Source organism: Reichenbachiella sp. (assembly GCF_039944555.1).
GTDB lineage: Bacteria > Bacteroidota > Bacteroidia > Cytophagales > Cyclobacteriaceae > Reichenbachiella.
This window is the reverse complement of the sequence record NZ_JBDUYN010000007.1, coordinates 492662-516596: the sequence shown is the minus strand read 5'-3', so window position 1 is coordinate 516596 and position 23935 is coordinate 492662. Positions and strand designations below refer to the sequence as shown.

Here is a 23935-nt window from a genome sequence, read left to right as displayed (position 1 = left end):
TATTATGATACTCATCGGGACGAGTGGATCATCAAAGTGCGACTGGGAACTCATTCAGGACAATAGGAAAGTGCTGACATTGAGCTCAAGTGGGATCAACCCATATTTTCATACCGAAGATATTATCGAAATTTCCATACGTTCACTTGGGGACCTACTGAAATATATAGAAGAGATAGAAGTTGTCTTTTTCTATGGAAGTGGTTGTTCAAGTAAAAAACTACAAAATATTGTACAAAGGGCTCTGGCTCAGGTATTTATAAAGTCCCATATTTATGTCAACCATGATATCGTAGCGGCTGCCTTTGCGACCTATGAAGGTACGCCTAATTTTACTTGTCTCATGGGAACCGGTGCCAATTCCTGTTTTTTTGACGGTGACATCGTAAGGCAGGAAGTGCCTGGTATAGACTATGTACTGGGTGATGAAGGAAGTGGGGCATATTTTGGAAAAATTCTCTTGCAGTCCTTTTTGCGAAAGCAGCTTCCGGATGAAATCGCAGCAGACTTTGAAGAGACCTACAGTCTGGATATCCACGATATCTTGCAAAATGTTTACATGAAACCTTTTGCAAATGTTTATCTGGCCTTATTTGCTCAGTTTATTCACAAACACAAAGACCATCCTTTCTTTCGGGTCATGCTGAAAGATGGAATTAGAAAATATGTGGAAATATATTTAGAATGTTTTCCGGATCATAAGAATCATGCGGTTCATTTCGTTGGCTCTATACCCTATTTTTTTGAAGATATTTTGAAAGAAATTCTGGTAGAGAAAGAGATTGAACTTGGCAAAATCATCAAAGAACCAATCGAACAATTGGTGCAATATCATATTAACAAACACTTCACCACGAAATAATGCTTGAATTAATAGTTGGAATAGATATAGGAGGTACAAGTACAAAATTCGGCTTGGTAGATACCAGCGGTAAGGTACTCATGCATAGCAGTATAGCAACAGACAATCCCGATATTGAGGGATATATTGGCGAGTTGACGACGGCTGTCAAGCGTGCAGTGGATGATATAGGCGAGAGTGTAGAATTGCTTGGAGTTGGTATTGGTGCTCCCAATGGTAATTATAGAAAAGGTACCATAGAAGATGCTCCTAATTTGCCCTGGTCCGGAACCATTCCGTTGGCAGATATGCTTGAAAAGCAATTTAATATTCCAACAAAATTGACCAACGATGCCAATGCCGCTGCCATGGGTGAAATGATGTTTGGTGGAGCCAAAGGAATGCGTGATTTTATTGCCATCACGCTAGGTACTGGTCTTGGGTCTGGCTTTGTAGCCAATGGAGAACTGATTCAGGGACATGACGGTCATGCTGGCGAACTTGGTCATATTGCTTACAAAATTGGCGGTGGCCGATTGTGTAAATGCGGAAAGAAAGGTTGTCTGGAAACCTATGTATCGGCTACAGGCTTGAAAAGGACAGTATACAAACTGCTGGCTGACCACCATATGGATAGTGAATTGAAACGATATAGTTTCGATGAACTAAATACCAAAATGGTAGCAGATGCCGCGCTCAACGGCGATAAGGTAGCCAAGGAAGCATTCGACTATACCGGAAAGGTGCTAGGCGCCAAATTGGCTGATGCCGTAGGGCACACCAGCCCTGAGGCCATTTTTATTATGGGCGGATTAGCAAAAGCTGGAGATTTGATCTTCAAACCAACCATTAAGCATTTTGAAAAGAACCTTCTTCACATATTTCAAGGGAAAATCAAAATTTTGCCATCCGAACTTGATAGCACGCACACGCCAATCATAGGAGCTGCCAGCTTAATTCTGGAGGATATTAAAAATCAGAAAGTAGTGCCTGCCTAATGAGATGAGCTGAAGGCAAATTGTAATAAGGTTAAACTTATATTAATCTATCTTCTTTTTATAGGCAAGCTATAAGTAGCCGTGAAGCCAAAATAGCCATTGGACTCGAATTCATATTCAGCACCCGCTATATTTCTAGGGATATTGTAGTTATAGCTGACATAAACATTCAAATGTTTGGTCTCAAACAATATCGGTAGGGTAAGATAGTAGTTCATTAGGCTAAATTTGTCTTCACCTGATTCCGACAAGAACAGGTAGTCATAAGCAGCAGTCTGAAAGTCGTTGAGTTCTTCTCCGGCATTTACAGTATCTCTCAGTCCAATCAGAAAAGCAGCTGTTGTATTTTCAAACCCTGCATTACGCAACCTACTGGCAAATACACGTAGTTCGAGGTCATCAGAACTTTGAAACCTGGTGAGATGACTGGTTCGGGTGTATTGTGTGGTGATGTTTTGATTACCGAACAGCACGGCTACGGACGGAAGGAATGTGATTCGTTTAATAGGACCAAAGCCTTTGGTACTCAAATTTCCCGTTACATTCCAGATCAAGCGATGTGCCGTCTCAGAACCAAAGGAGTAAGAATAGTCCAAACCGGTGTAGAGGTATTTAAAATCTTGCGTAATTGATCCACTAAGTGAATTGGTGAGCGTTTGGCTTTCATCTTTTTCGGTGTAGAATGAGTGATCGTATGCAAAGCTATAGGTGGTTTTTCTCTTTATTTTCCCGATGTAACCGAGTGTCAGCACGGTCAGGTTGTACCTAGGATCTAACTCACTATTCCAGAAGCCTGTAGCATCTGCATAAATACCTGAATGGTGATAAAATGTCATACCTGGAGTAAGTCCCTGCTGATCTATTCCAAAATCCCGCCCTGCGGACGTTACTCTGCTGGAGTAGCCAAAGCGAAACTGTATTTCAGATTGTCTGGGTTGTGGCTTTAAGAGCTCATCGATTAGAGAGAATAAAGAACTTGAATCTGCCTGATTGGCAAATATGGAATCCAATTCTGCGTTCAAAGCGTCCAGTTCTTCTTGTAAGTTAGTTTGAGCAATAGATTTTATGGGCATGGCCAAAAGCCATACCAAAACGGTACTAAATATGGTTAAAGTAAATAGGTGCAAATACTGGTGTTTAGTTGTTTCGTTTGTTTCTCATCCGTTCATTATTTTGTCTTCTGAGCTGTTCATTTGAATTTTGCTGCTGCGCTCTTCGCTGGTCCAGCCTATTGAGCAGCATCTTCTTAAAATCCCGTTCCGCATTTTGTAAGGACATCAACTGTTTCGAATCGAGCACTTTCAGCATTCTATCCGAATATTCCCTTTCAAGGTTGAGCTGCTTTTCTTTCACCTCTCGCCCGAGCTTTAGCATATTCTGAGTTTCCTGCTCAGTCGCAGTTTCAGGATTAAAATTCTTTCGTGCTTTGGCAAACTCCAGGTGGTTATCACGACGTTTTTTGCTGTACTCGTTATATATAGGCCAAAACTGCTGCGCATCTGCAGGGCTCAATCCCAGCCGTTCGCTGATGAGCGCTATCTTGGCCGACTCAATCTTTTGCCTGGCCTTATCATTTTGAGCCAGGAGCGTATGGCTGAGTCCAACCAGCAGTATCGCAAATAGTATTCTTTTCATTATTACAAATATATTCATGGCTTTTACTTTAAGTAAGCGCTTTACATTATTTCCGTTGAATAATCCATTTCTAAATAGATGGATTCCAGTTCCTCATCCGATAATTCATCATCAATCATTTCCGATTCCAAAGCACCCATTTCATCTAAAAGGAAGCCCTCGTCTATCGAAGCTAAGATGTCTTCTGTACTGATATTTTCTTCATACAGGTACTCGATCAAGTCCTCGGACTGTATGCTGGCTAATATTTGATCAGGCGTTAATTCGTCGGTTCCGGTGGGGTAGAACAACCATCCGATAATAAATATTGACATCGCAGCGGTCATTATCCAGGCCAGTTGCATTCTACCAACAAAGACAGGAGCAGTATCTTTTTGTTCGTTGATTTTTGTCTGAATTTTTAGCGGTAATTCTTCGAAATACTGTTCTGGAACCTGATGAATGCTTTCTTTCTTAATGGCTTCAATCGAAATGCGTTCATCAATTCTGGATTGAATTTTCAGAGGCAATTCATCAAAATACCCGTCGGGAATCTGGTGAACGTTTCCTTTCTTTAATGATTCTATATCGATTTTTCGCTTACTCATTTTTCACGTCTACATCTTAGATGTTTTTAAGGGTCAATGGTTTAATCAGGGTTTATGTTTTGTTCGATCTTTTTTACCGCCAGGTGATAGCTTGCCTTTAGCGCACCGACACTGGTCTTGGTAATTTTTGATATTTCTTCAAATTTCATTTCGTCAAAGTACTTCATGTTGAATACCAGACGCTGTTTATCAGGCAGCTTTAATAAGGCCTTTTGCAGCTTCATCTGTATCTCTTCACCACTGATATGAGAACTGTTGTCTAATTTATCAGACAGCTCATTGGCTACATCGTTGATAGGGAGAAAGAACTTATTTCTTTTCTTTCTGAGAAAGTTCAAACACTCGTTGGTGGCAATTCTATATATCCAAGTATACAGACTAGAGTCCTTTCTGAACTTGTCTAAATTCTTCCAAACCTTCACAAAAACATCCTGAACGATATCATCCGAGTCATCGTGATCAATGACCATTTTTCGAATGTGCCAATAAATCCGTTCCTGATACTCTCGCACCAACAAATTGAAGCCGTGGTTGCGACTTTCCTCATTACTGAGTTTTTCTATTAATTCCTGATCAGTCAAAGTAGTGCAATTTGCATCTTAGATGCGCTGAGCTTACAAAGGTTTAAATCCAATTTATTAAATTTGGTTTGGCTAACAACCTGATTTAATCAAACTTCCTGTTTTTCCTTCACTTCTCAAAATAATATCCAGACTGTCCAGAGATTATTGAGTCGAATGACATAACTTTGAGCCCCGTAACAAAAGTTTCGAATACACATCAAATGACATCTACAAAATACATTTTCGTTACGGGCGGGGTTACCTCTTCTCTTGGTAAAGGAATCATTTCAGCATCTTTAGGTAAGTTATTGCAAGCCAGAGGGTTTTCAGTGACTATTCAAAAATTGGACCCCTACATCAACGTAGATCCGGGAACACTTAATCCCTACGAACATGGAGAATGCTATGTCACAGATGATGGTGCTGAAACTGACCTTGACCTGGGTCACTACGAAAGATTTTTGAATGAACCCACTTCTCAGGCCAACAACGTAACGACGGGACGGATTTATTACAATGTTATCAAAAAGGAGCGTGAGGGTGAATTTCTTGGAAAAACAGTTCAGGTGGTTCCTCACATTACTGATGAAATTAAGGAAAGTATTTACCGATTAGGTAAAACTGAAAAATACGACTTTGTAATCACTGAAGTAGGTGGTTGTGTGGGTGATATTGAATCTTTGCCATTTATCGAGGCGATGAGACAAGCCCGCTTCGAACTGGGACCCAATCACGCGATTAATATTCATCTCACTCTTGTGCCATATCTAAAGGCAGCTGGTGAGTTAAAAACCAAACCTACTCAGCATTCGGTCAAGCAACTGCTTGAGGCAGGAGTTCAACCTGATATTTTGGTTTGCAGAAGTGAGCACAAACTGAGTGTAGATCTTAGAAAGAAAATTGCATTGTTTTGTAACGTACCTGTGAATTGTGTGATTGAAGCGCAGGATGCGGACACCATATACGATGTGCCTTTGCTGATGAGAAAGGAAAAGCTTGATGAAAGGGTGCTCTCACGTATGCGCTTTTCTTACAAAAAGGAGCCAGGCCTTGAGCATTGGAAAACTTTTTTAGGAAAACTCAAAAACCCAATTGCGGAAATTAAAATCATCGTGGTTGGCAAGTATGTAGAGCTACAGGACGCGTATAAATCAATTTCTGAAGCCTTTGTTCATGCAGGCGCAGAAAATGAATGCAAAGTCAAGGTGAAGTGGTTGTCATCCGAAGATGTAACAGTAGATAACGCTGCTAAACAATTGGAGGGAGCAGACGGTTTGCTAGTTGCTCCCGGATTTGGTGAGCGCGGCATAGAAGGTAAAATCGAATCTATCAGAATTGCAAGAGAGCAAGACATTCCGTTTTTCGGAATTTGTCTAGGTATGCAATGTGCCAGTATCGAATTCGCCAGAAACGTCCTGAAGCTCAAAGATGCCAATTCAAAAGAAATGGTAGAAAAGCTGAAACATCCAGTGATTGATATCATGGAAGATCAGAAGAATATTACTGAAATGGGTGGTACCATGCGATTAGGAGCCTATGAATGTCAAGTGCAAAAAGGAACTAAGGCATACAATGTTTACGGCCAGGCAAAGATTCAGGAACGTCACAGACACAGATATGAGTTCAACAATGCCTATCTCAAAGACTTTGAAGAACATGGTATGATTGCCTCAGGAAGAAACCCAAAAACAGATTTGGTGGAAATCATAGAGCTCAAAGACCATCGTTGGTTTTTGGGTGTGCAATTTCACCCTGAGTTGAAAAGTACCGTACTTAACCCTCATCCTTTATTTGTCAAGTTCGTAAAAGCAGCTTTGACATACAAAAAAGATAATTTATCAGAAAACAATAATTAATTAGATGGATAAAAACCAAATCACAGGTTTGGTCTTGATGCTTGCATTGATGACCATTTATTTTCAATTTTTTGCTCCCGAAGTACCGGAGCAACCTGTGGAACAAGAGACCATTGAAACTACAGCACCTGCTGAATCAACGCAGCAGACCAGTCTAGCTTCGGATGTTGTGGTAGCAGCAGACGATTCGCTGACCTCAGCTATTCACAAAGAGCGTTATGGAGTATTTGCACCGTTCGCTATAGGGGAAGCTGAGGAGATCAATATCGAAAACGAGTCTGTAAAAATCACACTATCAAGCCTGGGAGGAATAGTTAAGCGGGTAGAGCTGAAGGATTATTTGACTTACTCTAAAGAACCACTGGTTCTAATAGATAGAAATAGCAGTAAGTCGGACTTAATGCTTATCAGCAATTACAAACCGATTAATGTTTCTGAACTTTACTATAGGGCTGACTATAGAAAGCTTGAGGTTACAGGCACAGACTCTTTGCAAGTCAGTTTTCAAATAGCCGTCGATGGCGGAAGATATTTGGAACACAAGTACACATTGGGAGGGACTGGCTTTCAACTGAGGTATGAGATCAACCTTGTGGGTATGGATGGCATCATTGACAATCAGGATGCCCAACTGACTTGGGTGGACAACATGAAAAATGTCGAGCACACACTCAAGGAATCAAGAGCTAAAACAACAATTAACTATCAACCGATAGGTGGCGACTTTGATGACCTTGGAGTAGGGGAAGGCGCAGAATCGGAGACTATTGAGCAGGGACTCAAGTGGTTTGCATTCAAGCAGCGATTTTTTGCCAGTGCGCTAATAGCTGAAAATAAGATTTCAAAAGCTACGCTCAGCACCTTTGTAGATACATCAGATAGCAGTACGGTAAAATCAGGTACAGCAGTATTAACTCTGCCAATTGGTGATTTAAAAACGGGTATGGGCAAGTTTGAGTACTATTTTGGCCCAAATGATTATACAGTTCAGAAAAAGGTAGTTGATGGTTTTGAACAGAACGTAGATCTGGGTTGGTTTATCTTCAGAGCTGTAAATAAGTTCTTGATTATCCCAATATTCAATCTGTTAGAAAATGTAATCTCCAACTATGGGGTCATTATTATCATCTTGGTATTTGTGATAAGATTGATCCTGGCACCGTTGACCTACAAGTCTCATATGTCCATGGCAAAAATGAAGGTATTAAAACCTGAAATGGATGCTATAAAAGAAAAACATGATGGAGATATGCAAAAGTCTCAGCAGGAGACCATGGAGCTCTATCGTAAGGCGGGCATCAATCCATTAAGTGGGTGTATCCCCGTATTATTGCAGTTTCCATTCTTACTTGCTATGTTCAATTTCTTTCCAAATTCCATAGAATTGAGGCAACAAGCCTTTCTCTGGGCAGAGGATTTGTCGACCTATGACAATGTATTGAACTTGCCTTTTACGATACCCTTTTATGGCGACCATGTCAGTATGTTCTGTCTGTTGATGACGGCTTCTACCTTATTGTATACTTGGTCCAATAGCCAGATGAACTCACAGATGCAAGGGCCAATGAAGTCCATGCAATATATGATGCCGTTCATGTTCCTTTTCTTTCTAAATAGTTTTTCCGCCGGATTGACGTTCTACTACTTTGTGTCGAATATCGTTTCTTTTGGACAAATGGCAGTGTTTAGAAAGTTTGTAGACGAGGACAAGATTCTAAAGGTGATGGAAGAAAACCGAAAAAAGAACGCCAACAAGAAGAAATCCAAATTTCAGCTCAAGCTGGAAGAAGCAATGAAAGCAGGTGAAGAACAGCGGAAGAAAGGCAAGAAAAAGAAGTAAATTTAAAGTCTCGCAAATAGCGGGACTTTTTTGTTTTCAGGCGTTTAGCTATTTATCAACATTTCGATGTGGAGAAGTTTCCATAGACAAATGGAATAAATGTGGAAACGAAATTTATATTTGCCATAGTCGATCATGTGTTATTATCGACCCATTGACAATTTTCATTTAATCTGACAACGAGCTTTATGGGTAAGATCATCTCAATTGCAAATCAAAAAGGTGGCGTGGGCAAGACCACTACATCTATCAATCTGGCAGCAAGTTTGGCAGCACTGGAGTACAAAACACTTCTCGTAGATGCTGATCCACAGGCTAACTCTACGTCAGGTATTGGGGAAGATCCCAAACAAATAAAGGCTGGTATATATGAGTGCATGGTGGACGCCATTGATCCTTACGATTGCATTATTAAGTCTGATATAGATTATTTGGATTTATTACCATCTCATATTGATTTGGTGGGTGCTGAAGTAGAATTAGTAAATTATGAAGAACGCGAGATGAAGATGCGAACTGCATTGGAGGGAATCAGAAATGACTATGATTTTATCATCATCGATTGTTCACCTTCCTTAGGTTTGATCACGGTTAATGCTTTGACTGCTTCAGATTCAGTGATTATTCCAGTTCAGTGTGAATATTTTGCGTTAGAGGGACTAGGCAAATTGTTGAATACCATTAAGATCATCCAGTCCAGATTAAACCCTGATCTGGAAATAGAAGGTATTCTTTTGACCATGTATGACATGAGATTGAGGTTGTCGAATCAAGTGGTGGAAGAAGTTACCACGCATTTTAAGTCCATGGTTTTTGATACCCTGATTCCGAGAAATATTAAGCTAAGTGAATCCCCAAGTTTTGGTTTACCAGCTATATCACATGATGCAGAAAGCAAAGGAGCTATCAGCTATTTGAACTTAGCTAATGAAATTGTAGCCAACAATGAGCAATTGGCTGAAATGGCCTAACAGAAAAATTAACTAATTACTAGATGAGCCAAAAGAAAGTGAATAGGAGGAATGCATTGGGAAGAGGGCTAGGGGCTCTTTTGAATGATGATAGTTCGGGAGGGGGAGATAGCGTATTGGCAAAAAAACCGCTGCGTGAAAGAAGTGCATCTGCCGGTAGTATATCTGAAATAAGTTTAGATCAAATCGAGGTCAATCCCTTTCAGCCGAGAACAGATTTCGATCAGGAGGCATTGCAAGAGCTTTCTGATTCAATAAAAGTACAGGGTATCATTCAACCTATTACAGTAAGAAAGCTTAATAACAATTCTTTCCAGCTCATATCTGGAGAAAGAAGGTTTCAAGCGAGTAAATTGGCTGGGCTAAGTAAGGTGCCTGCCTATGTTAGAACGGCTGACGATCAGCAGATGCTTGAAATGGCGCTCATTGAAAACATTCAGCGTCAGGATCTTAACGCCATGGAAGTAGCTTTGAGCTATCAAAGACTACTCTCCGAATGCGATCTTAAGCAGGAACAGTTGGGAGACAGAGTGGGGAAGAAAAGATCTACAGTCAACAATTATCTGCGTTTGTTGAAGTTACCACCCGATGTTCAAGCTGCCGTAAGGGACGGACGAATTTCTATGGGGCACGCAAGGGCTTTGATCAATGTAGAAGAGACCTCTTATCAGCTCGATTTGCTAAAGAAGATACTGAACGAAGACCTTTCTGTAAGAAAAGTAGAAGCGTTGGTGAAACAGGCATCCTTTCCCGATGAACCACAAGTAGTCGAAAACCAAAAAGAAGAGAACAAAGAGATATTAAGTGTTCAAGACAAGTTATCTTCGCACTTCGGGACAAAAATCAAGATTGCCTCGAAAGATAACAACAAAGGAGAAATCAAAATACCCTTCACTTCTGTCACGGAACTGAATCGTATTTTGGAAATCATTGACGCTTAAATAAAGAGTGAAATCATCGTTAATTGTACTGATCGGATGCTTGATAGCCTCGAATTTGGCTTTAGCTCAGAATGAAACTATTATTCGTGCTGACAACGATTCAACGACTGTTATTTCAGATCTGTCAGGCATAGAGACTTTTCAAAGTAAGTCTACACTTGATCCGGACAAGGCAGCGCTCTTTGCCGCCGTACTCCCGGGATTGGGACAGATGTACAACAAGCAGTATTGGAAGTTACCTATACTGTATGGAGGGGCGATAGTAATAGGTCATTTCATTAAGTATAACAATGATTTTTATAACGCTTTCCGCAATGCTTATATAGCTGAAACGGATGGAGATAATGATACCGACAATCCATTTCCACAGTTCTCACAACAGGCACTTCAGTTGAACGCAGAGCGATTCAAGCGTAATAGAGACTTTATGATCATCATGGGTGTTGTCTATTATTTGGTGCAAATAGTTGATGCTCACGTTTCTGCTCATTTGATAGAGTTTAATATTAATGATGATCTGGCTATTCAGCCGTCGTATCATCCTAGAGAACAATATTTTACCCAAAATGTTGGTATGTCTTTGGTTTTTAGACTGAATAAATAGTAATAAAAGCGGAAAGGCTGAGACTAATCAATCGTTAAAAAATTAAAATTATAATCAATGAAAGTAGGATTGGTAGGGTACGGAAAAATGGGTCAAGCCATTGAAAAGATACTTTTGGATAGTGGACACACCATTTCAAAAATTGTCAACATCGACAATACGGAGGAGATCGGTGAGATTACTCCTGAAAATACAGACGTTGTGATTGAATTTACAGCGCCCGAATCTGCCTTAGATAATATTAAAAGCTGCCTGACCAATAAAGTACCTGTCGTGTCGGGAAGTACAGGCTGGTTAGAACACTACAGTGAAGTAGTTGATTTGTGTAATCAACAGGGAACTGGATTCTTCTACGCTTCAAACTACAGCTTAGGGGTTAATATATTCTTCAAGTTAAATGAGCAGCTTGCTAAAATGATGAATGGCCTGGGATATGACAGCTCTATGTTAGAAATTCACCACACTCAGAAATTGGACGCGCCTAGCGGAACAGCGATCACGCTTGCGGAAGGGTTGATTGCAAACAATGAAGCCAAATCCAATTGGGTTAATAAACCTTCAGATAACCCAAAAGAACTGGAGATTATTTCCGAAAGAGTAGACAGTGTTCCTGGAACTCATGATGTCACTTATAGTTCTGAAGTAGATACTATCAAAATCAGCCATGTCGCACATAGCCGTGAGGGATTTGCACAAGGCGCGGTTCGAGCTGCTGAGTTTATGGTAGGTAAAGTAGGAGTCTACTCAATGGACGATTTACTAAATTTTTAGGATTCATATTAAATCATATCTTTGCCGAAATTAAATCAACTATGAACTGGAATTTTTTTAAGACAAAAAAGAAAGAGGAAGTAAAGAAAGGACCTGTAAAAGAGTGGGTTGACGCAATTGTCTTTGCAGTAGTCGCTGCCACATTGATTCGATGGGCATTTATGGAAGCGTTTACAATTCCTACTCCGTCAATGGAGAATTCGTTGTTGGTGGGTGATTTTTTATTTGTAAGCAAGATCAATTATGGACCTAGAACGCCCAAGACTCCATTACAATTTCCATTGACCCATGCCAAAATTTGGGGCACAAATATACCGTCCTATACCGACGCGATTCAATTGCCTCAGTTCAGGTTCCCTGGTTTTGGAGATGTGGAAAGAAACGATGTAGTTGTATTCAATTATCCGCCAGAATTTCAGCATCCTACTGATTTGAAAACTCATTACATAAAAAGGTGTGTAGCAATTGGAGGTGATACTTTAGAAGTAAGAGATTCACAAGTTTACGTGAATGGTGAAAAAGGTAAGAACCCTGAAGACATGCAGTTTGCATATATCTTAGTAACCGATGTCACTATCAATGATCGTGTTTTTAAAAAGAATGGGGTTTGGGATTACACTCGTAGTGCAAAAAATGACTATTATGAAATTCATGCTCGTCCGCAAGATGCGGAGAAGTTTGAAAATTTGGATTTTATTCGTGAAGTTATTCGAGCTAAACATCCTGAAGGCTATGTAATGCCTGGAATATTCCCAAATGCACAACGGTTTGAATGGAACAAAGATTTTTTTGGACCATTGATAATACCTGAAGAAGGTATGACCATTGAGCTAACGGAAGACAATGTAGCTATGTATGGTACTACTATCCGAAACTACGAAGGTATTGAGAACATTGACCTGAAGGAAACAGAGCTTTTGATTGATGGACAGAAGGCTACAAGCTATACTTTTAAACAAGACTATTATTTCATGATGGGTGATAACCGTGACAACTCGGCTGACTCAAGGTTTTGGGGCTTTGTTCCCGGAGATCATGTAGTAGGAGAAGCTTCTTTTATCTGGATGTCGATTGATCCGAATGAGAGCTTCTTTAGCAAAATTAGATGGTCGAGACTATTCAATGGGATTGACTAGTATATTCAAGAATTAGAATTTAAAACTCAAAATTATCAATTGACTTAAAGTGATTGAGCCTTGAATTCTAAATCTTGAATTCGTTTCACCACTCAATTTCTTTCAATCCTTTTTCACGCAAATAGGCGTTGGCTTTGCTGAAGTGCTTATTACCGAAAAAACCTCTATGAGCAGCAAATGGAGATGGATGGGCCGAAGACAATACAAAATGCTTAGATTGATCTATTAGCTCACCTTTGCGTTGCGCATAGGCACCCCAAAGTAGAAAAACTAGGTTTTCCTTTTCCTTAGACAACACCTGTATCACCGCATCTGTAAACTGCTCCCAACCTTTGTTTTGATGAGAACCAGCTTCATGAGCTCTAACAGTAAGCGTGGCATTGAGCAAGAGCACGCCCTGTTCAGCCCATCTGTTTAGGCAGCCATGCTCTGGCAAGCCAATACCCAAATCATCCTTTATTTCCTTGAAAATATTTTGCAAAGAAGGAGGCATTCGAGTGCCTTCCTGTACCGAAAAGCAGAGGCCATGTGCCTGGCCATCTCCATGATAAGGATCTTGCCCTAATATGACCACTCGCGTATTTTCGAAAGGGCTCAAGTCGAAAGCACTGAATATATTTTTTGGTGGTGGAAATACTTTGCCACCTTGATATTCTGACTTCACAAAGACAGTCAGGTTTTTAAAATACTCTGCTTCAAATTCTACTTGAAGTTTAGATTTCCAGCTTTTTTCAATTTTTACATCCATTATTTTCGAAAATAAAATAAATTGATTTACTTGTACACTCAATCCTAATCATATTTAGCATTTGAAAGCGTTTTTATTTAATGGTAACAGAAATTACAAAAGGCATTAAAGTAAGTGTGGAGACGGAATACCAACCGAAGTATTCCAGCCCCAGACAATTTCATTATGTCTTTACCTACAAGGTTACCATAGAAAACCAGAGTGAGCATACCGTACAGCTCAAATCTCGCCATTGGTACATTAAAGATGCAGCTTATAGCGACCGCGAGATCGAAGGAGAGGGGGTAGTAGGGCAGCAGCCAATAATCGAACCGGGCCAGGAACATGTTTATGTTTCAGGTTGTAACCTAAAGAGCGGTTTAGGTAAAATGATTGGGACCTATCTAATCGAAAGGATTATCGATGGAAAGAAGATAGAGGTTCGAATACCTGAATTTGTAATGGTCGTTCCGGATCGTTTCAACTAGAGCAACTCCAAATTTATTGAACTTCAATATTATTATTTTTCGAATATTTCGATACTTAAGGTATTGGCTACTAGCCGTCGATGAGCATAGTCTGCAATCACCCTTCGTATATGAGGTTTACTCCAAGGCACTTTGCCCCTCGAAGAGAAAAGAAATAGCTGACCCGTCAATTGAAGAAATTAGAAAGAAGTTGCAAAGAGAAAGGAGAAGCATAGAGGCGAATACCCTTGGATCAGGATCAAGTATGACCGCTTCAAATGCCAAAAAAATGAGTAAAATAGCAAGGTCTGGAATATCCAATCGTAGACAATCAGAAATTCTAGTCAATCTTGTAGAGACAATGAAGTATAAAACTGTATTAGAGCTTGGAACCTCGCTTGGTTTGAATGCTATTTACCTGAGTCAATCGAAAGGGGTACAGAAGGTAGTTACCGTTGAGGGTAATGATAAACTGGCTGCAGAGGCAAATAAATATATCATAGAGCTAAAAGCACCGCATGTAAAACTGGTAAAATCTGACATCGACAAGTATTTAGAGGATAACAAAGAAAAATTTGATTTGATCTACATCGATGCGAATCATACCTATGAGGCAACACTTAGATACTTTGCGCTGTCATCAAAAATACTTTCCCATCAAGGGACAATTGTAATTGATGATATCAACTGGTCTAAAGAGATGTGTAAGGCTTGGATGAATATTGTCGCTAATTCCACTGACCAATTGACTATTGAAAATCACAATATTGGAATAGTATTTGCGAATAGAACTACTCCAAATAAACATTACGTATTAAGGTTTTAGCGTTCAAGATCATTGCGATTGAATTGGAATTGCTAATCACTATTTATCTTATATTTTTGCAGCAACTACTATTCACCTATGGAAAATAAATCTTCAATACCTGAATCACAAAATACACCTGAGAAAGGTCAGAACAAAAGGATTGTAACCGTTGTCCTGGTATTACTCTTGGTTGCAGTCGGAGGGGCTTTAATTTATAAGTTTATCGAGTCGTCGGAGTTGGCCGAACAAAATAGAATGACGCAGGCCCAATTAGATCAGGCTTACAATGATCTTGACTCTATGAGCAATGAACTCGATACCAGAATATTGAAGATCGCTCAACTTGGAGGAGAAATTGATACACTGTTGCAAATCAAAATGCAATTAGAGGAAGAGAAGAAAGCTTTCAGAAAAAATGCGAATAAACGGATAACCGAATTACGGGGTAAGGTAGAGGGATATAAAGAGCTATTGGTGGCTCAAGATGTGGAAATTGCAAGGCTGAAGGTACTTAACGACTCTTTGATGAGTGAAAACACAGAGTTGAAAGTAGAAGCTAATACGCTAAATGAATCAATTAAAGACCTTAACCAAAGTAAGGCTCAGTTAGAAGAGAAGGTGGCTACGGCCTCTAAGTTGAAAGTTGAGAATGTTCAAATTTTGGCGATCAGTTCTAGTGGAAAGGAAAGGCAGTCTCCGTTCAAGAATAGACACATCGATCACCTCAATATTCGATTTCAAATATTAGAGAATCGTGTGGCGCCCATTGAAGGAAAGGGAATTTTAGTTAAAATTACGGGGCCTGATGGCAATGTTATATTTGATGTAGCTTCCGGCTCAGGTACCTTTGTATTTGAAGGCAGAGAAAGTTTTTATACCATTAAAAAGGACATTCTATTCGATAGAAATAGCCAGACGTTGACTTTTTTTTACAACAAGGGTAGCGACTATGATTTAGGAAGTTACAAACTGGAAATTTTCACAGATGATTACAAAATGGGTACGGCTTCATTCGTAGTGAAATAGGTCATCTATTGATGTAGGCAAGCAATTGTTGCTTTTCATCGAAAATTACTTTGGTGCAGCACATGAGTACAATTAGCGCCATCACCATCAATTGACCGCCATCGTTGCCTACAATAATGCCGATAAAGAAAATATGGGATATGATGGCTCCCATCATCAGCCCAACGCCAAGTAAGGCACCAAGTCCAGCATGTTTTGGCCATAGGAGCAATATAGATGCGATCAGTTCAAATATGCCTGTACCAATTCTAAAAGTAGCCTCATAATCTGCATGACCAAATATTGCCATTGTAAGACTGGTAAAGAGAGACTTAGACTCATTTAAAAATGCCTCGCCTCCTATTCCGAACTTAAATAACAAGGTTTCTAGCAGAATAATTGCTGCAATGACTCTAGGTAAGTATTTGATTACATTTTTTAACGTCATTTTCAAGTAGAATTGTTTCAAACAATAAGTTAATACAATCAATGATAATGATGAACTGTTTTGCAGTTCAAAATTTAAGTAGTTATTATTAATGTATGTACATTAGCTACAAGTGACTGAATCGATATGGGATTAAATAAGGATATAAAGCAAAAAAAGTTCAAATCGGAATTTGAAAAGACAGTGGTTAACTTGATTTACACCAGAAACTGGTTGGATGAGCAGCAGCAAAAAATTTGGAAGCCTTATGGTTTAACGACTGCTCAATATAATGTACTTCGCATTTTGAGGGGACAACATCCCGAAGTTTGCACGGTAAATTTGATTATTGAGAGAATGTTGGACCGTATGTCCAATGTTTCCAGAATTGTTGACAAATTAGTATCAAAGGGATATGTATCTCGAATACCAAATAAGAAGGATAGGAGAGCGGTTGACGTTCTCATAACCAAGGAAGGGCTTAATATCTTGGACGAATTAGACTCAAGTTTACAAAAACTTTTTGACCAGATAAATTCATTTTCTGACGAGGAGTGTTGTCAAGTCAATAGTTTTATGGACAGATTCAGAGGAACTACTCCCGACTGACTTTGCCTTGCACTTATATTCCCCTTAGAATATCGATCAAACCCTTTTTCTTATCTTTGGATCGAACTACTAAAATTGGTATTTCGGTATGAAGTTGCACCAATTTTTCAGCGCTACTGCCAATAAATAGCGAGGCTGCCGCAGTAATTCCCTTGGCACCAATAACGATAGCCCCTGCTTTAATTTTTTTAGCCGTTTTGTATATTGCAGAGATTACATCTTCATGGCGATCCAAAGTGTAAATAGGCTCAATCGCAAGTTCAGAGGGATCGGCCTTTTTCATAAATGCTCCGTAATCTTTCTTAGCGTGTTCTTCCATGATTCCCGCAAATTCTTCAAACGACTTACCAGTATAGTGATATCCACTCGGGACCTGGTAAACATGCTGGATGTAAAATTTTGGCTTTGGAAAATGATCTATATTGAGTAGGTCGATGGTCTGGTTAACCGCGTCCAAAGCATTTTCTGAAAAATCAACAGGAACTAAAATTTTACTTATTGTTTTTTTGAAACCTTTTGGAATAATTAGCAGAGAGCAAGCTGCTCGCCTGGCTAATCGATGAATTATCACGCCGCCACCTTGCTTTTCATTCTTACGACCTACTATTATTAAATCTACATCTTTGCTAGCACTGTACTTGAGAATGGCTTTAGTTGGTTGACCTGATTTAATTTCAACCTGCACCTTGGATTTATCGTGCGTATAATATCTATCAATCTCTCTCTCAATCTCCTTCTTTCGCTCTGCTAACGCATCATCAATAATATTTGGAAATTCTTTTTTGATCGCAGCAGGAACATTCAAATCTTTAATTACATTTATAAACTTAACTATCTTTGTGTCAGCCAGTTTAGCAATCGTTGAGGTGGCGTAAATCAATTCTTTATCGATGTCAGAATGGTCTAGCGCTACAAGTATTTTATCAAATTTATACATTGGATTCGTCGTGTTCGAGTATTAGTATTAGTTGCTTACCTTCAATTTAATGCAAAAAGATAAATGAAAAATTAGAAATCCAACTGATTTACCTCATCTACAAGCATTTCTATTTGTTCTTTAGAATGCGTTGGGAACGAGGCTATTCTAATATGTTTGTTTTTGAATTCACCGTAACCGTTACCGATATTCAAACCTTTATCTGCTAGTGCTCTGATCAGTTTTTCAGATCCACCTTCCACTTCCGCTACGCCTACGGTGATTGATCTATATTTTTTTTCAGTAACAAATGGATTGAGTCTGGGGTGCGACTCAAATAGATTATACAATAATGCACTTTTATATTTGGCTTCCTGTCTGATTTGCTTAATACCTTTATTCAACATATCCTGTACTACTTTTCCAAGTAGATAAATATTGAGTACGTTAGGTGTACATGTCGTTTGATGCTTCTTAGACATTTTAACAATTTTCAAAATGCTGTTGTATGAATCATGATATTTTCCTTCTGCCCTTAGTGATTCAGCTCTTTCAATGCATCGTTCGTTAAAAGTCCACACACCAAGTCCAGCAGGGAGCCCAAACGATTTTTGAACAGAAAAATAGAGACTATCCAGTTGATTAAAATCGAATTTAGGTACAGGCAAAGAGCTGACAGCATCTATAGCCAACAACGGATCTTGATATTTTTGGCGTAGTGTTATTATATCTTCAACCGGCAATGCAGCACCCGTGCTTGTCTCATTCTGTGTCAGGCTGACTAATTCAACATTTTTATCAATTTCCACCTGAGACAAATCATGGTTGGTTCCCGGAGTAGCCACTATTGCCTTGGCCATTTTACCTTGACTCAGTGCAGCTTTATGGAATTTTTCAGAAAAGGCACCATTGACGAAATGAAGTGATTGATTGGATATTAAATTTTCAGACATTCTGTCCCAAACTTCTGTAGCCGATGAGGTGAAACCAATCGTGAAACTGTCAGGCAATTTTAGTAATTCCCTAAGTGCCTCGGTGGTTTCTTGTTGCATTTTGACATATGCTTTTTCTCTATGACTAATTGATGGAATATTAGCTTTCAAGGCTGCCTTAATATGCTGCTCGACTGTGAAATAAAGAGCAGAAGGGCCAGGGGTGAAGAAGATGTTTTTCATATTTATTTTAATCTGTCAAATCAGGTGATAAAGGCAAAATTGGGTGCAATTATTTACCGCAAAATGAATACATTTGTAGGACAAATCTCTGGGTTTTTGAATGTTTATTAAACTAACGTTATAAAAATGACCGAGTGATTTCTGTGGCTAAATCGGGCCTCATTCTGCTTGTCGGAACTCTTAGGAGATAACAGAGGAAGATTGAATCATTTGAATAGCTCAAATCCTTACATTTATAGGTTTAATTAAACCTTAAATTCAGAGATTATTTAAAAGTCTCCCGCTTTGGCAGGAGACTTTTTTATTAATAAAGTACTCTGAATCGGATAGTGCCGTCGATTTTTTTCAAGTCCGCTATGGCCTCCTTGTTGTAATCTTTGTTGATATCCGTAATCACGTAACCTACGGTGTCAGTAGTTTTGAGATATTGTCCCATCACATTGATGTCATGTTTGGCCAGTGTATTAGTGATCTGTGCCAACACGCCTGGCTGATTGTGATGCACATGAATAAACCTGTGTGCATCATTCAGAATTGGTAGAGTCAAATTTGGGAAATTGACACTATTGGTCGTTGTACCCGTATTGATATAGTCAATGATTTTAGTAGGAACAAATTCTGCAATATTCTCTTGAGCTTCCAGCGTACTTCCTCCAATGTGAGGTGTCAGTATTACATTGGGTAATCCTCGCAATTCTGATACGAATTCATGCGCATTGCTAAGTGGTTCTTCCGGAAATACATCGACTGCGGTACCTATAATTTTTCCGCTGATAATGTTCTTTTTGAGCTCTTGAATATCGACGACATGACCTCTGGCAAGGTTCATGAATACTACACCTTGTTTCATGTATCCAAATTCCCTTTTACCAATGACATTGGTGTTACTTTTCCGGCCGTCTACATGGAGAGAAACCACATCTGCCTTTGAAAGTAATTCCTTAAGTGATTTGCACTTGGTTGCATTTCCAAGGGCTAACCTTTCATCGAGATCGTAATAGTAAACATTCATTCCCAGCGCTTCAGCTAAAACTGAAAGCTGCTTGCCAATGTTACCATACCCAATGATACCTAGTTTTTTTCCTCTGATCTCGAAACTCCCGTTAGCCGATTTGTCCCATTTGCCCTGATGCATGGAGAAAATTTTATCCGGTAAGTTTCGGATGAGAAGAATCATTTCACTAATAGCCAATTCCACCACCGACCGGGTATTACTGAATGGCGCGTTGAAGACCGCTATTCCTCTCTTTGTACATTCTGCCAGGTCAATCTGATTGGTGCCTATGCAAAAAGCACCAACAGCCATTAATCGATTGGCATGTTCAAGTACTTTTTTGGTAACCATGGTTTTGGAGCGGATTCCCAAAATTGAAACATCTTTAATCTTTTCGCAAAGATCGTCTTCGTCAATACCCGCCGGATAGATTTCAATTTGATAGCCTTCTTCTTTTACAATTTTAACGCCTTTATCGTGGATGTTTTCCAGAAGTAAGACTTTGATTCTGTTTTTAGGATATGATAATGCTCCTTCCATTTTATTATGATATAATATTTCGTCTAAAGATGGGGCAATGTGATCAGCATTTTTCACAACGTCTTCACGTGCAACATTCTCCGTGAAAGCATAGAAGCGATTTGCCTTACCTTCTTTCCTGATTTCATAATCATTGTAACCATCTCCGATTACATGGATTTCTCCGTCTATCTTGAGATCTTCAATTTTTGCAGGTTTGCCCTTGCTTTGAGAAAGTATATTATCTTCATCAAATCCGATAATGTTGCCTTCTTCATCAAATACGAAAGTATTAGCGTGCACATTTTCTTCCTTGATGCCGTACTTCTCAACAATTGGAAAGATGAATTCTTTAAAACCGTTAGACAGAATGTATACATGATCTGCATGATTCTTTAGAAAGGTCTTATTCCTCTTGAATGATTTGGAAACAAGTTTCTTAAGCATTGTGACAAGAATTGGGATATGTTCTGCTTTTGCATCCAAAATTTGCAAGCGCTGATTTAGTGATTCTCTAAATGAGAGTTTACCACTCATGGCCAAATCTGTAACGTCTGCGATTTTCTTTAATCGAGCAATCTTTTCCGGGTGATTCTTTAGTGATATTGACCCCAATACATCCAGTGCTTCTACACTGGTAAATGTGCTATCAAAGTCAATCACAAAATTTTTTGTAACTGTTTCTATCATTCTAACTCTGTCCTAATAATATGAATGAGTATTAACCTTTTTATATCACCTTGGGTTGTGAAGTGCAAAATTATTTTTAATATTCCGATAAAGCTGCAATAATGGAGGAATTTATAATGTTTAGATTCATTTTTTGAGAAATATTTAAAAAAGACAAACCTCATTAGTAAATTTCAAAAAAAATGACGTTTCACCAAATCATATTCTTTTTTAGCGCTTCTTGAAATTGTATGTTGCTTTGGTTAGGACTTTATGAATTAAAATAGCAGCGGAAAAATACTCGAAAGTCTCAACATGGCCATTTTGCCGCTTTATCCAATATCTATAAATTGAGGGATAATGATCAATCAGATAGTTTATTTGTTGTATATTGGTGATGTTCTTAACAAATAGTATAATTGCACTATTAGAAGAAAACTGAAAGTAAATTTCTCATAGCTACTTAAACTAAAACTTTCCTCCAATGGGCATTTTAGACCTTATTACTTTACTTATCTTTTTAGCCGCCGCTTTTACACTTATTAATATTACCTTTCTAAAATTACCTTCTACGATTGGTTTGATGGCAATAGCACTGGCATCTTCGGTGGGAATTGTGTTGCTAGGTTTTGCTTTTCCATCGGTAATGAATGGTGCTAGCCATATTGTTGAAGAATTTGATTTCAAAGAAGTATTGCTCAATGTCATGTTGAACTTCTTGCTTTTCGCGGGTGCACTGTCGGTGGATTTGAGTAAGCTGCTTCAAGAGAGATTACCAATCATTGTATTAGCAACCTTGGGTACCTTAATGTCTACATTTATTGTTGGAGGATTGATGTGGTACGGGTTTCCTTTAGTAGGTGTAGAGGTGCCGTTTATTTACTGTCTGCTATTCGGTGCACTTATTTCACCTACTGATCCAATTGCTGTATTGGCCTTGACTAAAGAATTTGGCTTAGATAAAAATCTTGAAATTAAAATAGCGGGGGAATCATTGTTCAATGATGGTGTCGGTGTTGTTATCTTCTTGACCATATCTGGTATAGCTATGGGCGGAGGAGAACACGGAGGAGGAGAGATTACTGCTATGAGTGTTGCTGGCGTGTTTCTTACAGAAGTGGCTGGAGGTTTGTTATTGGGAGCAGGGTTCGGCTATTTAGGCTTTAAGTTACTGAATTACATTGATAATGATCACGTTGAATTAGAAGTTCTTGTTACACTGACCTTAGTTATGGTAGGTGGACGTATAGCAGAACTGATTCATGTATCTGGTCCTTTGGGAATGGTTGTGATGGGACTCTTCATTGGTAATGAAGGCAGGAGTGAACACCTGGCTCAAGCCACTGGAGAATATGTATTCAAATTTTGGCATTTGCTCGATGAAGCCTTAAATGCTATACTCTTTATCCTGATAGGACTGGAAGTAATTATTATCGCCCAGGACTTTAAGATGGAGTTTTTAATGATTGCACCGATCGCTATTGCTGTTGTGCTATTTGCGAGATTTCTGGGTGTGTCCATTCCAATTAAGATTATGGAAATGATGGGAAAGAAATTTGAAGATAAAAGTATCATTATACTAACGTGGGGAGGATTAAGAGGAGGAATTTCTGTAGCTTTGGCGCTTTCATTGTCAGATGAGATTCCTTACAAAGATATAATATTGGCGGCGACCTATGCGGTTGTTGTATTTTCTATTCTTGTACAGGGTATGACAATGGAGAAGATATTGAAGAGTTAAAAATTGAAATCAAATTAGTAGGAAATAAATTACGGTTAGATGAAACTAAGTTTAGCAGAAGGATTGATGTTGATTGCATTGGATGACGAGGAGGGGAGATTGTTGTCGGCAGCGGAGCATTCTATTGATCACGGGCTATTGTCCATCTTGATTTTGGAACTTTCGTTAATTAAGAGGGTTGGATTTGAAGGAAACAAGATTGTTGTAAAGGATACCACGGGTACTGGGAATAAAGTACTTGACAATGTGTTAAAAGCTGTTGGCGGAGGTGGCGACTCAGTTTCAAAGACTGTGAAGAGAATCGCTCCAAGTTTTGAGTCTATCCAGGATGATATGATCGAGCTATTGGTTCAAAGGGGAATCTTGAAAGTAGAATCTACTAAATTGCTGTGGATTCCGGTTTCAGAAAGAATGGATAATGCCAACTACGCATTTGAGCAAGAGATTAGAGATACACTTAAGGCCGTAGTGCAAAAAGGGCAGAAACCAACACCTGCGATCGTCATTTTAATGTCAATGATCTCAAATTGCAAAATTTTGGAGGAAGTATTCAGAGAAAAAGATGAACTTATTGATGCGGTTAAGGTCGCAAAAGATATTACGACCTCTGGAGCTATTGACACTGAAACACAAACAGTGTTAGCTGACCTTAAAGATCATTTCTTGGCGCTTTAGACCAAGGTAAATATTGAAAAATAAAGGAGCTGGGGATTAATCTTCAGCTTTTTCTTTTTGTGGCTTTATCGTTTTGCTGTTGCTCAGGTGAAATTCAAATAATTCATTTACCTCATCTTTAGTTTGATTAATAGATGTCTTGTTCTGAGCAGCTAACAGCTGGATTTGTACATCGAGCAGTGTCTTGAGATAGGCCTTTATTGAGTCCTGATTATCTATAGACGTATTAGCCTTCATTGCCATAAAACCAAATCCCTCATGAGGATTATTTCTGTCCCTCTCCAATATGAAATACTCATGACCATCAATTTCAACTTGATCAAAATGATATTGTATGTCCTCATGAATTTCACTAAAGTTAGGACCGTCATCATGATTGACATCCCTGTTTTCGCACGACGAAAAGCACAACATCAACAGAACTAATGACGAATAATTAAAATAATTGCCTTTGAACATA

At 39.0% G+C, this 23935-nt stretch carries 25 protein-coding genes; 15 read left to right on the top strand and 10 right to left on the bottom strand.

Features of this window, described 5'->3' with window-relative positions; genetic code table 11:
- Positions 1 to 4 precede the first annotated feature (4 nt).
- A complete protein-coding gene (locus ABJD64_RS10790) occupies positions 5 to 862 on the top strand; it encodes an N-acetylglucosamine kinase (protein WP_348178582.1) in 858 nt (285 codons plus the stop codon).
- A complete protein-coding gene (locus ABJD64_RS10785) occupies positions 862 to 1839 on the top strand; it encodes an ROK family protein (protein ID WP_348178580.1) in 978 nt (325 codons plus the stop codon). Before ABJD64_RS10790 ends, ABJD64_RS10785 begins: the two co-directional genes overlap by 1 nt.
- Before the next feature lie 47 nt (positions 1840 to 1886).
- Here ABJD64_RS10785 and ABJD64_RS10780 read toward each other — a convergent pair whose 3' ends face one another.
- From ABJD64_RS10780 to ABJD64_RS10765, 4 genes are read right to left on the bottom strand one after another with little or no spacing between them, the layout of a single operon-like run.
- Positions 1887 to 2966: a hypothetical protein gene (locus ABJD64_RS10780; RefSeq protein WP_348178578.1), complete on the bottom strand. Its 1080-nt coding sequence runs from the start codon at positions 2964 to 2966 to the stop codon at positions 1887 to 1889.
- A 10-nt stretch (positions 2967 to 2976) separates the two neighbouring features.
- On the bottom strand, positions 2977 to 3474 hold the full coding sequence (locus ABJD64_RS10775) for a hypothetical protein (RefSeq protein ID WP_348178576.1): 498 nt from the start codon (positions 3472 to 3474) through the stop codon (positions 2977 to 2979).
- Between the two features lie 41 nt (positions 3475 to 3515).
- The gene (locus ABJD64_RS10770; RefSeq protein ID WP_348178574.1) at positions 3516 to 4061 is read right to left on the bottom strand and encodes a hypothetical protein; all 546 of its coding nucleotides are present in this window, start codon (positions 4059 to 4061) and stop codon (positions 3516 to 3518) included.
- Between the two features lie 41 nt (positions 4062 to 4102).
- On the bottom strand, positions 4103 to 4642 hold the full coding sequence (locus ABJD64_RS10765) for a sigma-70 family RNA polymerase sigma factor (protein WP_348178572.1): 540 nt from the start codon (positions 4640 to 4642) through the stop codon (positions 4103 to 4105).
- 203 nt (positions 4643 to 4845) lie between these two features.
- Between ABJD64_RS10765 and ABJD64_RS10760 the strand changes: the two genes are divergently transcribed.
- From ABJD64_RS10760 to lepB, 7 genes are all read left to right on the top strand, one after another.
- Positions 4846 to 6480, top strand: a complete 1635-nt coding sequence (locus ABJD64_RS10760) for a CTP synthase (protein WP_348178570.1) — start codon at positions 4846 to 4848, stop codon at positions 6478 to 6480.
- Between the two features lie 4 nt (positions 6481 to 6484).
- A complete protein-coding gene (gene yidC, locus ABJD64_RS10755; RefSeq protein ID WP_348178568.1) occupies positions 6485 to 8320 on the top strand; it encodes a membrane protein insertase YidC in 1836 nt (611 codons plus the stop codon).
- A gap of 188 nt (positions 8321 to 8508) precedes the next feature.
- On the top strand, positions 8509 to 9291 hold the full coding sequence (locus tag ABJD64_RS10750) for an AAA family ATPase (protein WP_348178566.1): 783 nt from the start codon (positions 8509 to 8511) through the stop codon (positions 9289 to 9291).
- A gap of 23 nt (positions 9292 to 9314) precedes the next feature.
- Entirely contained in the window at positions 9315 to 10232 is a 918-nt protein-coding gene (locus ABJD64_RS10745) for a ParB/RepB/Spo0J family partition protein (protein ID WP_348178564.1), read from the top strand.
- 7 nt (positions 10233 to 10239) lie between these two features.
- Positions 10240 to 10836 (top strand): DUF5683 domain-containing protein, encoded by a 597-nt coding sequence (locus ABJD64_RS10740; RefSeq protein WP_348178562.1) that lies wholly within the window; start codon positions 10240 to 10242, stop codon positions 10834 to 10836.
- Between the two features lie 57 nt (positions 10837 to 10893).
- Positions 10894 to 11607: a 4-hydroxy-tetrahydrodipicolinate reductase gene (gene dapB, locus ABJD64_RS10735; RefSeq protein WP_348178560.1), complete on the top strand. Its 714-nt coding sequence runs from the start codon at positions 10894 to 10896 to the stop codon at positions 11605 to 11607.
- 41 nt (positions 11608 to 11648) lie between these two features.
- On the top strand, positions 11649 to 12743 hold the full coding sequence (gene lepB / locus ABJD64_RS10730) for a signal peptidase I (protein ID WP_348178558.1): 1095 nt from the start codon (positions 11649 to 11651) through the stop codon (positions 12741 to 12743).
- Positions 12744 to 12828: 85 nt separating this feature from the next.
- Here lepB and ung read toward each other — a convergent pair whose 3' ends face one another.
- Positions 12829 to 13491: a uracil-DNA glycosylase gene (ung, locus tag ABJD64_RS10725; protein ID WP_348178556.1), complete on the bottom strand. Its 663-nt coding sequence runs from the start codon at positions 13489 to 13491 to the stop codon at positions 12829 to 12831.
- Between the two features lie 80 nt (positions 13492 to 13571).
- Between ung and apaG the strand changes: the two genes are divergently transcribed.
- From apaG to ABJD64_RS10710, 3 genes are all read left to right on the top strand, one after another.
- A complete protein-coding gene (gene apaG, locus ABJD64_RS10720) occupies positions 13572 to 13958 on the top strand; it encodes a Co2+/Mg2+ efflux protein ApaG (protein ID WP_084370606.1) in 387 nt (128 codons plus the stop codon).
- A 16-nt stretch (positions 13959 to 13974) separates the two neighbouring features.
- Entirely contained in the window at positions 13975 to 14763 is a 789-nt protein-coding gene (locus ABJD64_RS10715; RefSeq protein WP_348178553.1) for a class I SAM-dependent methyltransferase, read from the top strand.
- Positions 14764 to 14841: 78 nt separating this feature from the next.
- Positions 14842 to 15771, top strand: a complete 930-nt coding sequence (locus ABJD64_RS10710; protein WP_348178551.1) for a chromosome segregation protein SMC — start codon at positions 14842 to 14844, stop codon at positions 15769 to 15771.
- A gap of 1 nt (position 15772) precedes the next feature.
- Here ABJD64_RS10710 and ABJD64_RS10705 read toward each other — a convergent pair whose 3' ends face one another.
- Positions 15773 to 16198 carry a DoxX family protein gene (locus ABJD64_RS10705; RefSeq protein WP_348178549.1) on the bottom strand — a complete coding sequence of 142 codons (426 nt, stop codon included), beginning with the start codon at positions 16196 to 16198 and terminating at the stop codon, positions 15773 to 15775.
- 126 nt (positions 16199 to 16324) lie between these two features.
- Between ABJD64_RS10705 and ABJD64_RS10700 the strand changes: the two genes are divergently transcribed.
- Positions 16325 to 16786 carry a MarR family transcriptional regulator gene (locus ABJD64_RS10700; RefSeq protein WP_348178547.1) on the top strand — a complete coding sequence of 154 codons (462 nt, stop codon included), beginning with the start codon at positions 16325 to 16327 and terminating at the stop codon, positions 16784 to 16786.
- A 13-nt stretch (positions 16787 to 16799) separates the two neighbouring features.
- On the opposite strand, the gene ABJD64_RS10695 is transcribed toward ABJD64_RS10700, so the two are convergent.
- From ABJD64_RS10695 to serA, 3 genes are all read right to left on the bottom strand, one after another.
- The gene (locus ABJD64_RS10695) at positions 16800 to 17723 is read right to left on the bottom strand and encodes a universal stress protein (protein ID WP_348178545.1); all 924 of its coding nucleotides are present in this window, start codon (positions 17721 to 17723) and stop codon (positions 16800 to 16802) included.
- A gap of 71 nt (positions 17724 to 17794) precedes the next feature.
- Positions 17795 to 18877, bottom strand: a complete 1083-nt coding sequence (locus ABJD64_RS10690; RefSeq protein ID WP_348178543.1) for an aminotransferase class V-fold PLP-dependent enzyme — start codon at positions 18875 to 18877, stop codon at positions 17795 to 17797.
- A gap of 304 nt (positions 18878 to 19181) precedes the next feature.
- Positions 19182 to 21080: a phosphoglycerate dehydrogenase gene (serA, locus tag ABJD64_RS10685; RefSeq protein WP_348178541.1), complete on the bottom strand. Its 1899-nt coding sequence runs from the start codon at positions 21078 to 21080 to the stop codon at positions 19182 to 19184.
- A 463-nt stretch (positions 21081 to 21543) separates the two neighbouring features.
- On the opposite strand from serA, the gene ABJD64_RS10680 reads away from it, so the two are divergent.
- The gene (locus ABJD64_RS10680) at positions 21544 to 22800 is read left to right on the top strand and encodes a sodium:proton antiporter (protein ID WP_348178539.1); all 1257 of its coding nucleotides are present in this window, start codon (positions 21544 to 21546) and stop codon (positions 22798 to 22800) included.
- 39 nt (positions 22801 to 22839) lie between these two features.
- Positions 22840 to 23475, top strand: a complete 636-nt coding sequence (locus ABJD64_RS10675) for a GPP34 family phosphoprotein (RefSeq protein WP_348178537.1) — start codon at positions 22840 to 22842, stop codon at positions 23473 to 23475.
- 36 nt (positions 23476 to 23511) lie between these two features.
- Here the strand turns inward: ABJD64_RS10675 and ABJD64_RS10670 are convergent, their stop codons facing one another.
- Positions 23512 to 23934, bottom strand: coding sequence for a hypothetical protein (locus ABJD64_RS10670; RefSeq protein WP_348178535.1), 423 nt, complete (start codon positions 23932 to 23934; stop codon positions 23512 to 23514).
- Position 23935: the final 1 nt, after the last annotated feature.

What these genes read in the sequence shown, in the direction of transcription:
- ABJD64_RS10790 (WP_348178582.1), top strand. Translation starts at nt 5, where the DNA reads ATGATACTCATCGGGACGAGTGGATCATCAAAGTGCGACTGGGAACTC.
- ABJD64_RS10785 (WP_348178580.1), top strand. Translation starts at nt 862, where the DNA reads ATGCTTGAATTAATAGTTGGAATAGATATAGGAGGTACAAGTACAAAA.
- ABJD64_RS10775 (WP_348178576.1), bottom strand. Translation starts at nt 3,474, where the DNA reads ATGAAAAGAATACTATTTGCGATACTGCTGGTTGGACTCAGCCATACG.
- ABJD64_RS10770 (WP_348178574.1), bottom strand. Translation starts at nt 4,061, where the DNA reads ATGAGTAAGCGAAAAATCGATATAGAATCATTAAAGAAAGGAAACGTT.
- ABJD64_RS10760 (WP_348178570.1), top strand. Translation starts at nt 4,846, where the DNA reads ATGACATCTACAAAATACATTTTCGTTACGGGCGGGGTTACCTCTTCT.
- yidC (WP_348178568.1), top strand. Translation starts at nt 6,485, where the DNA reads ATGGATAAAAACCAAATCACAGGTTTGGTCTTGATGCTTGCATTGATG.
- ABJD64_RS10750 (WP_348178566.1), top strand. Translation starts at nt 8,509, where the DNA reads ATGGGTAAGATCATCTCAATTGCAAATCAAAAAGGTGGCGTGGGCAAG.
- ABJD64_RS10745 (WP_348178564.1), top strand. Translation starts at nt 9,315, where the DNA reads ATGAGCCAAAAGAAAGTGAATAGGAGGAATGCATTGGGAAGAGGGCTA.
- dapB (WP_348178560.1), top strand. Translation starts at nt 10,894, where the DNA reads ATGAAAGTAGGATTGGTAGGGTACGGAAAAATGGGTCAAGCCATTGAA.
- lepB (WP_348178558.1), top strand. Translation starts at nt 11,649, where the DNA reads ATGAACTGGAATTTTTTTAAGACAAAAAAGAAAGAGGAAGTAAAGAAA.
- ung (WP_348178556.1), bottom strand. Translation starts at nt 13,491, where the DNA reads ATGGATGTAAAAATTGAAAAAAGCTGGAAATCTAAACTTCAAGTAGAA.
- apaG (WP_084370606.1), top strand. Translation starts at nt 13,572, where the DNA reads ATGGTAACAGAAATTACAAAAGGCATTAAAGTAAGTGTGGAGACGGAA.
- ABJD64_RS10710 (WP_348178551.1), top strand. Translation starts at nt 14,842, where the DNA reads ATGGAAAATAAATCTTCAATACCTGAATCACAAAATACACCTGAGAAA.
- ABJD64_RS10705 (WP_348178549.1), bottom strand. Translation starts at nt 16,198, where the DNA reads ATGACGTTAAAAAATGTAATCAAATACTTACCTAGAGTCATTGCAGCA.
- ABJD64_RS10700 (WP_348178547.1), top strand. Translation starts at nt 16,325, where the DNA reads ATGGGATTAAATAAGGATATAAAGCAAAAAAAGTTCAAATCGGAATTT.
- ABJD64_RS10695 (WP_348178545.1), bottom strand. Translation starts at nt 17,723, where the DNA reads ATGTATAAATTTGATAAAATACTTGTAGCGCTAGACCATTCTGACATC.
- ABJD64_RS10690 (WP_348178543.1), bottom strand. Translation starts at nt 18,877, where the DNA reads ATGAAAAACATCTTCTTCACCCCTGGCCCTTCTGCTCTTTATTTCACA.
- serA (WP_348178541.1), bottom strand. Translation starts at nt 21,080, where the DNA reads ATGATAGAAACAGTTACAAAAAATTTTGTGATTGACTTTGATAGCACA.
- ABJD64_RS10680 (WP_348178539.1), top strand. Translation starts at nt 21,544, where the DNA reads ATGGGCATTTTAGACCTTATTACTTTACTTATCTTTTTAGCCGCCGCT.
- ABJD64_RS10675 (WP_348178537.1), top strand. Translation starts at nt 22,840, where the DNA reads ATGAAACTAAGTTTAGCAGAAGGATTGATGTTGATTGCATTGGATGAC.
- ABJD64_RS10670 (WP_348178535.1), bottom strand. Translation starts at nt 23,934, where the DNA reads ATGTTCAAAGGCAATTATTTTAATTATTCGTCATTAGTTCTGTTGATG.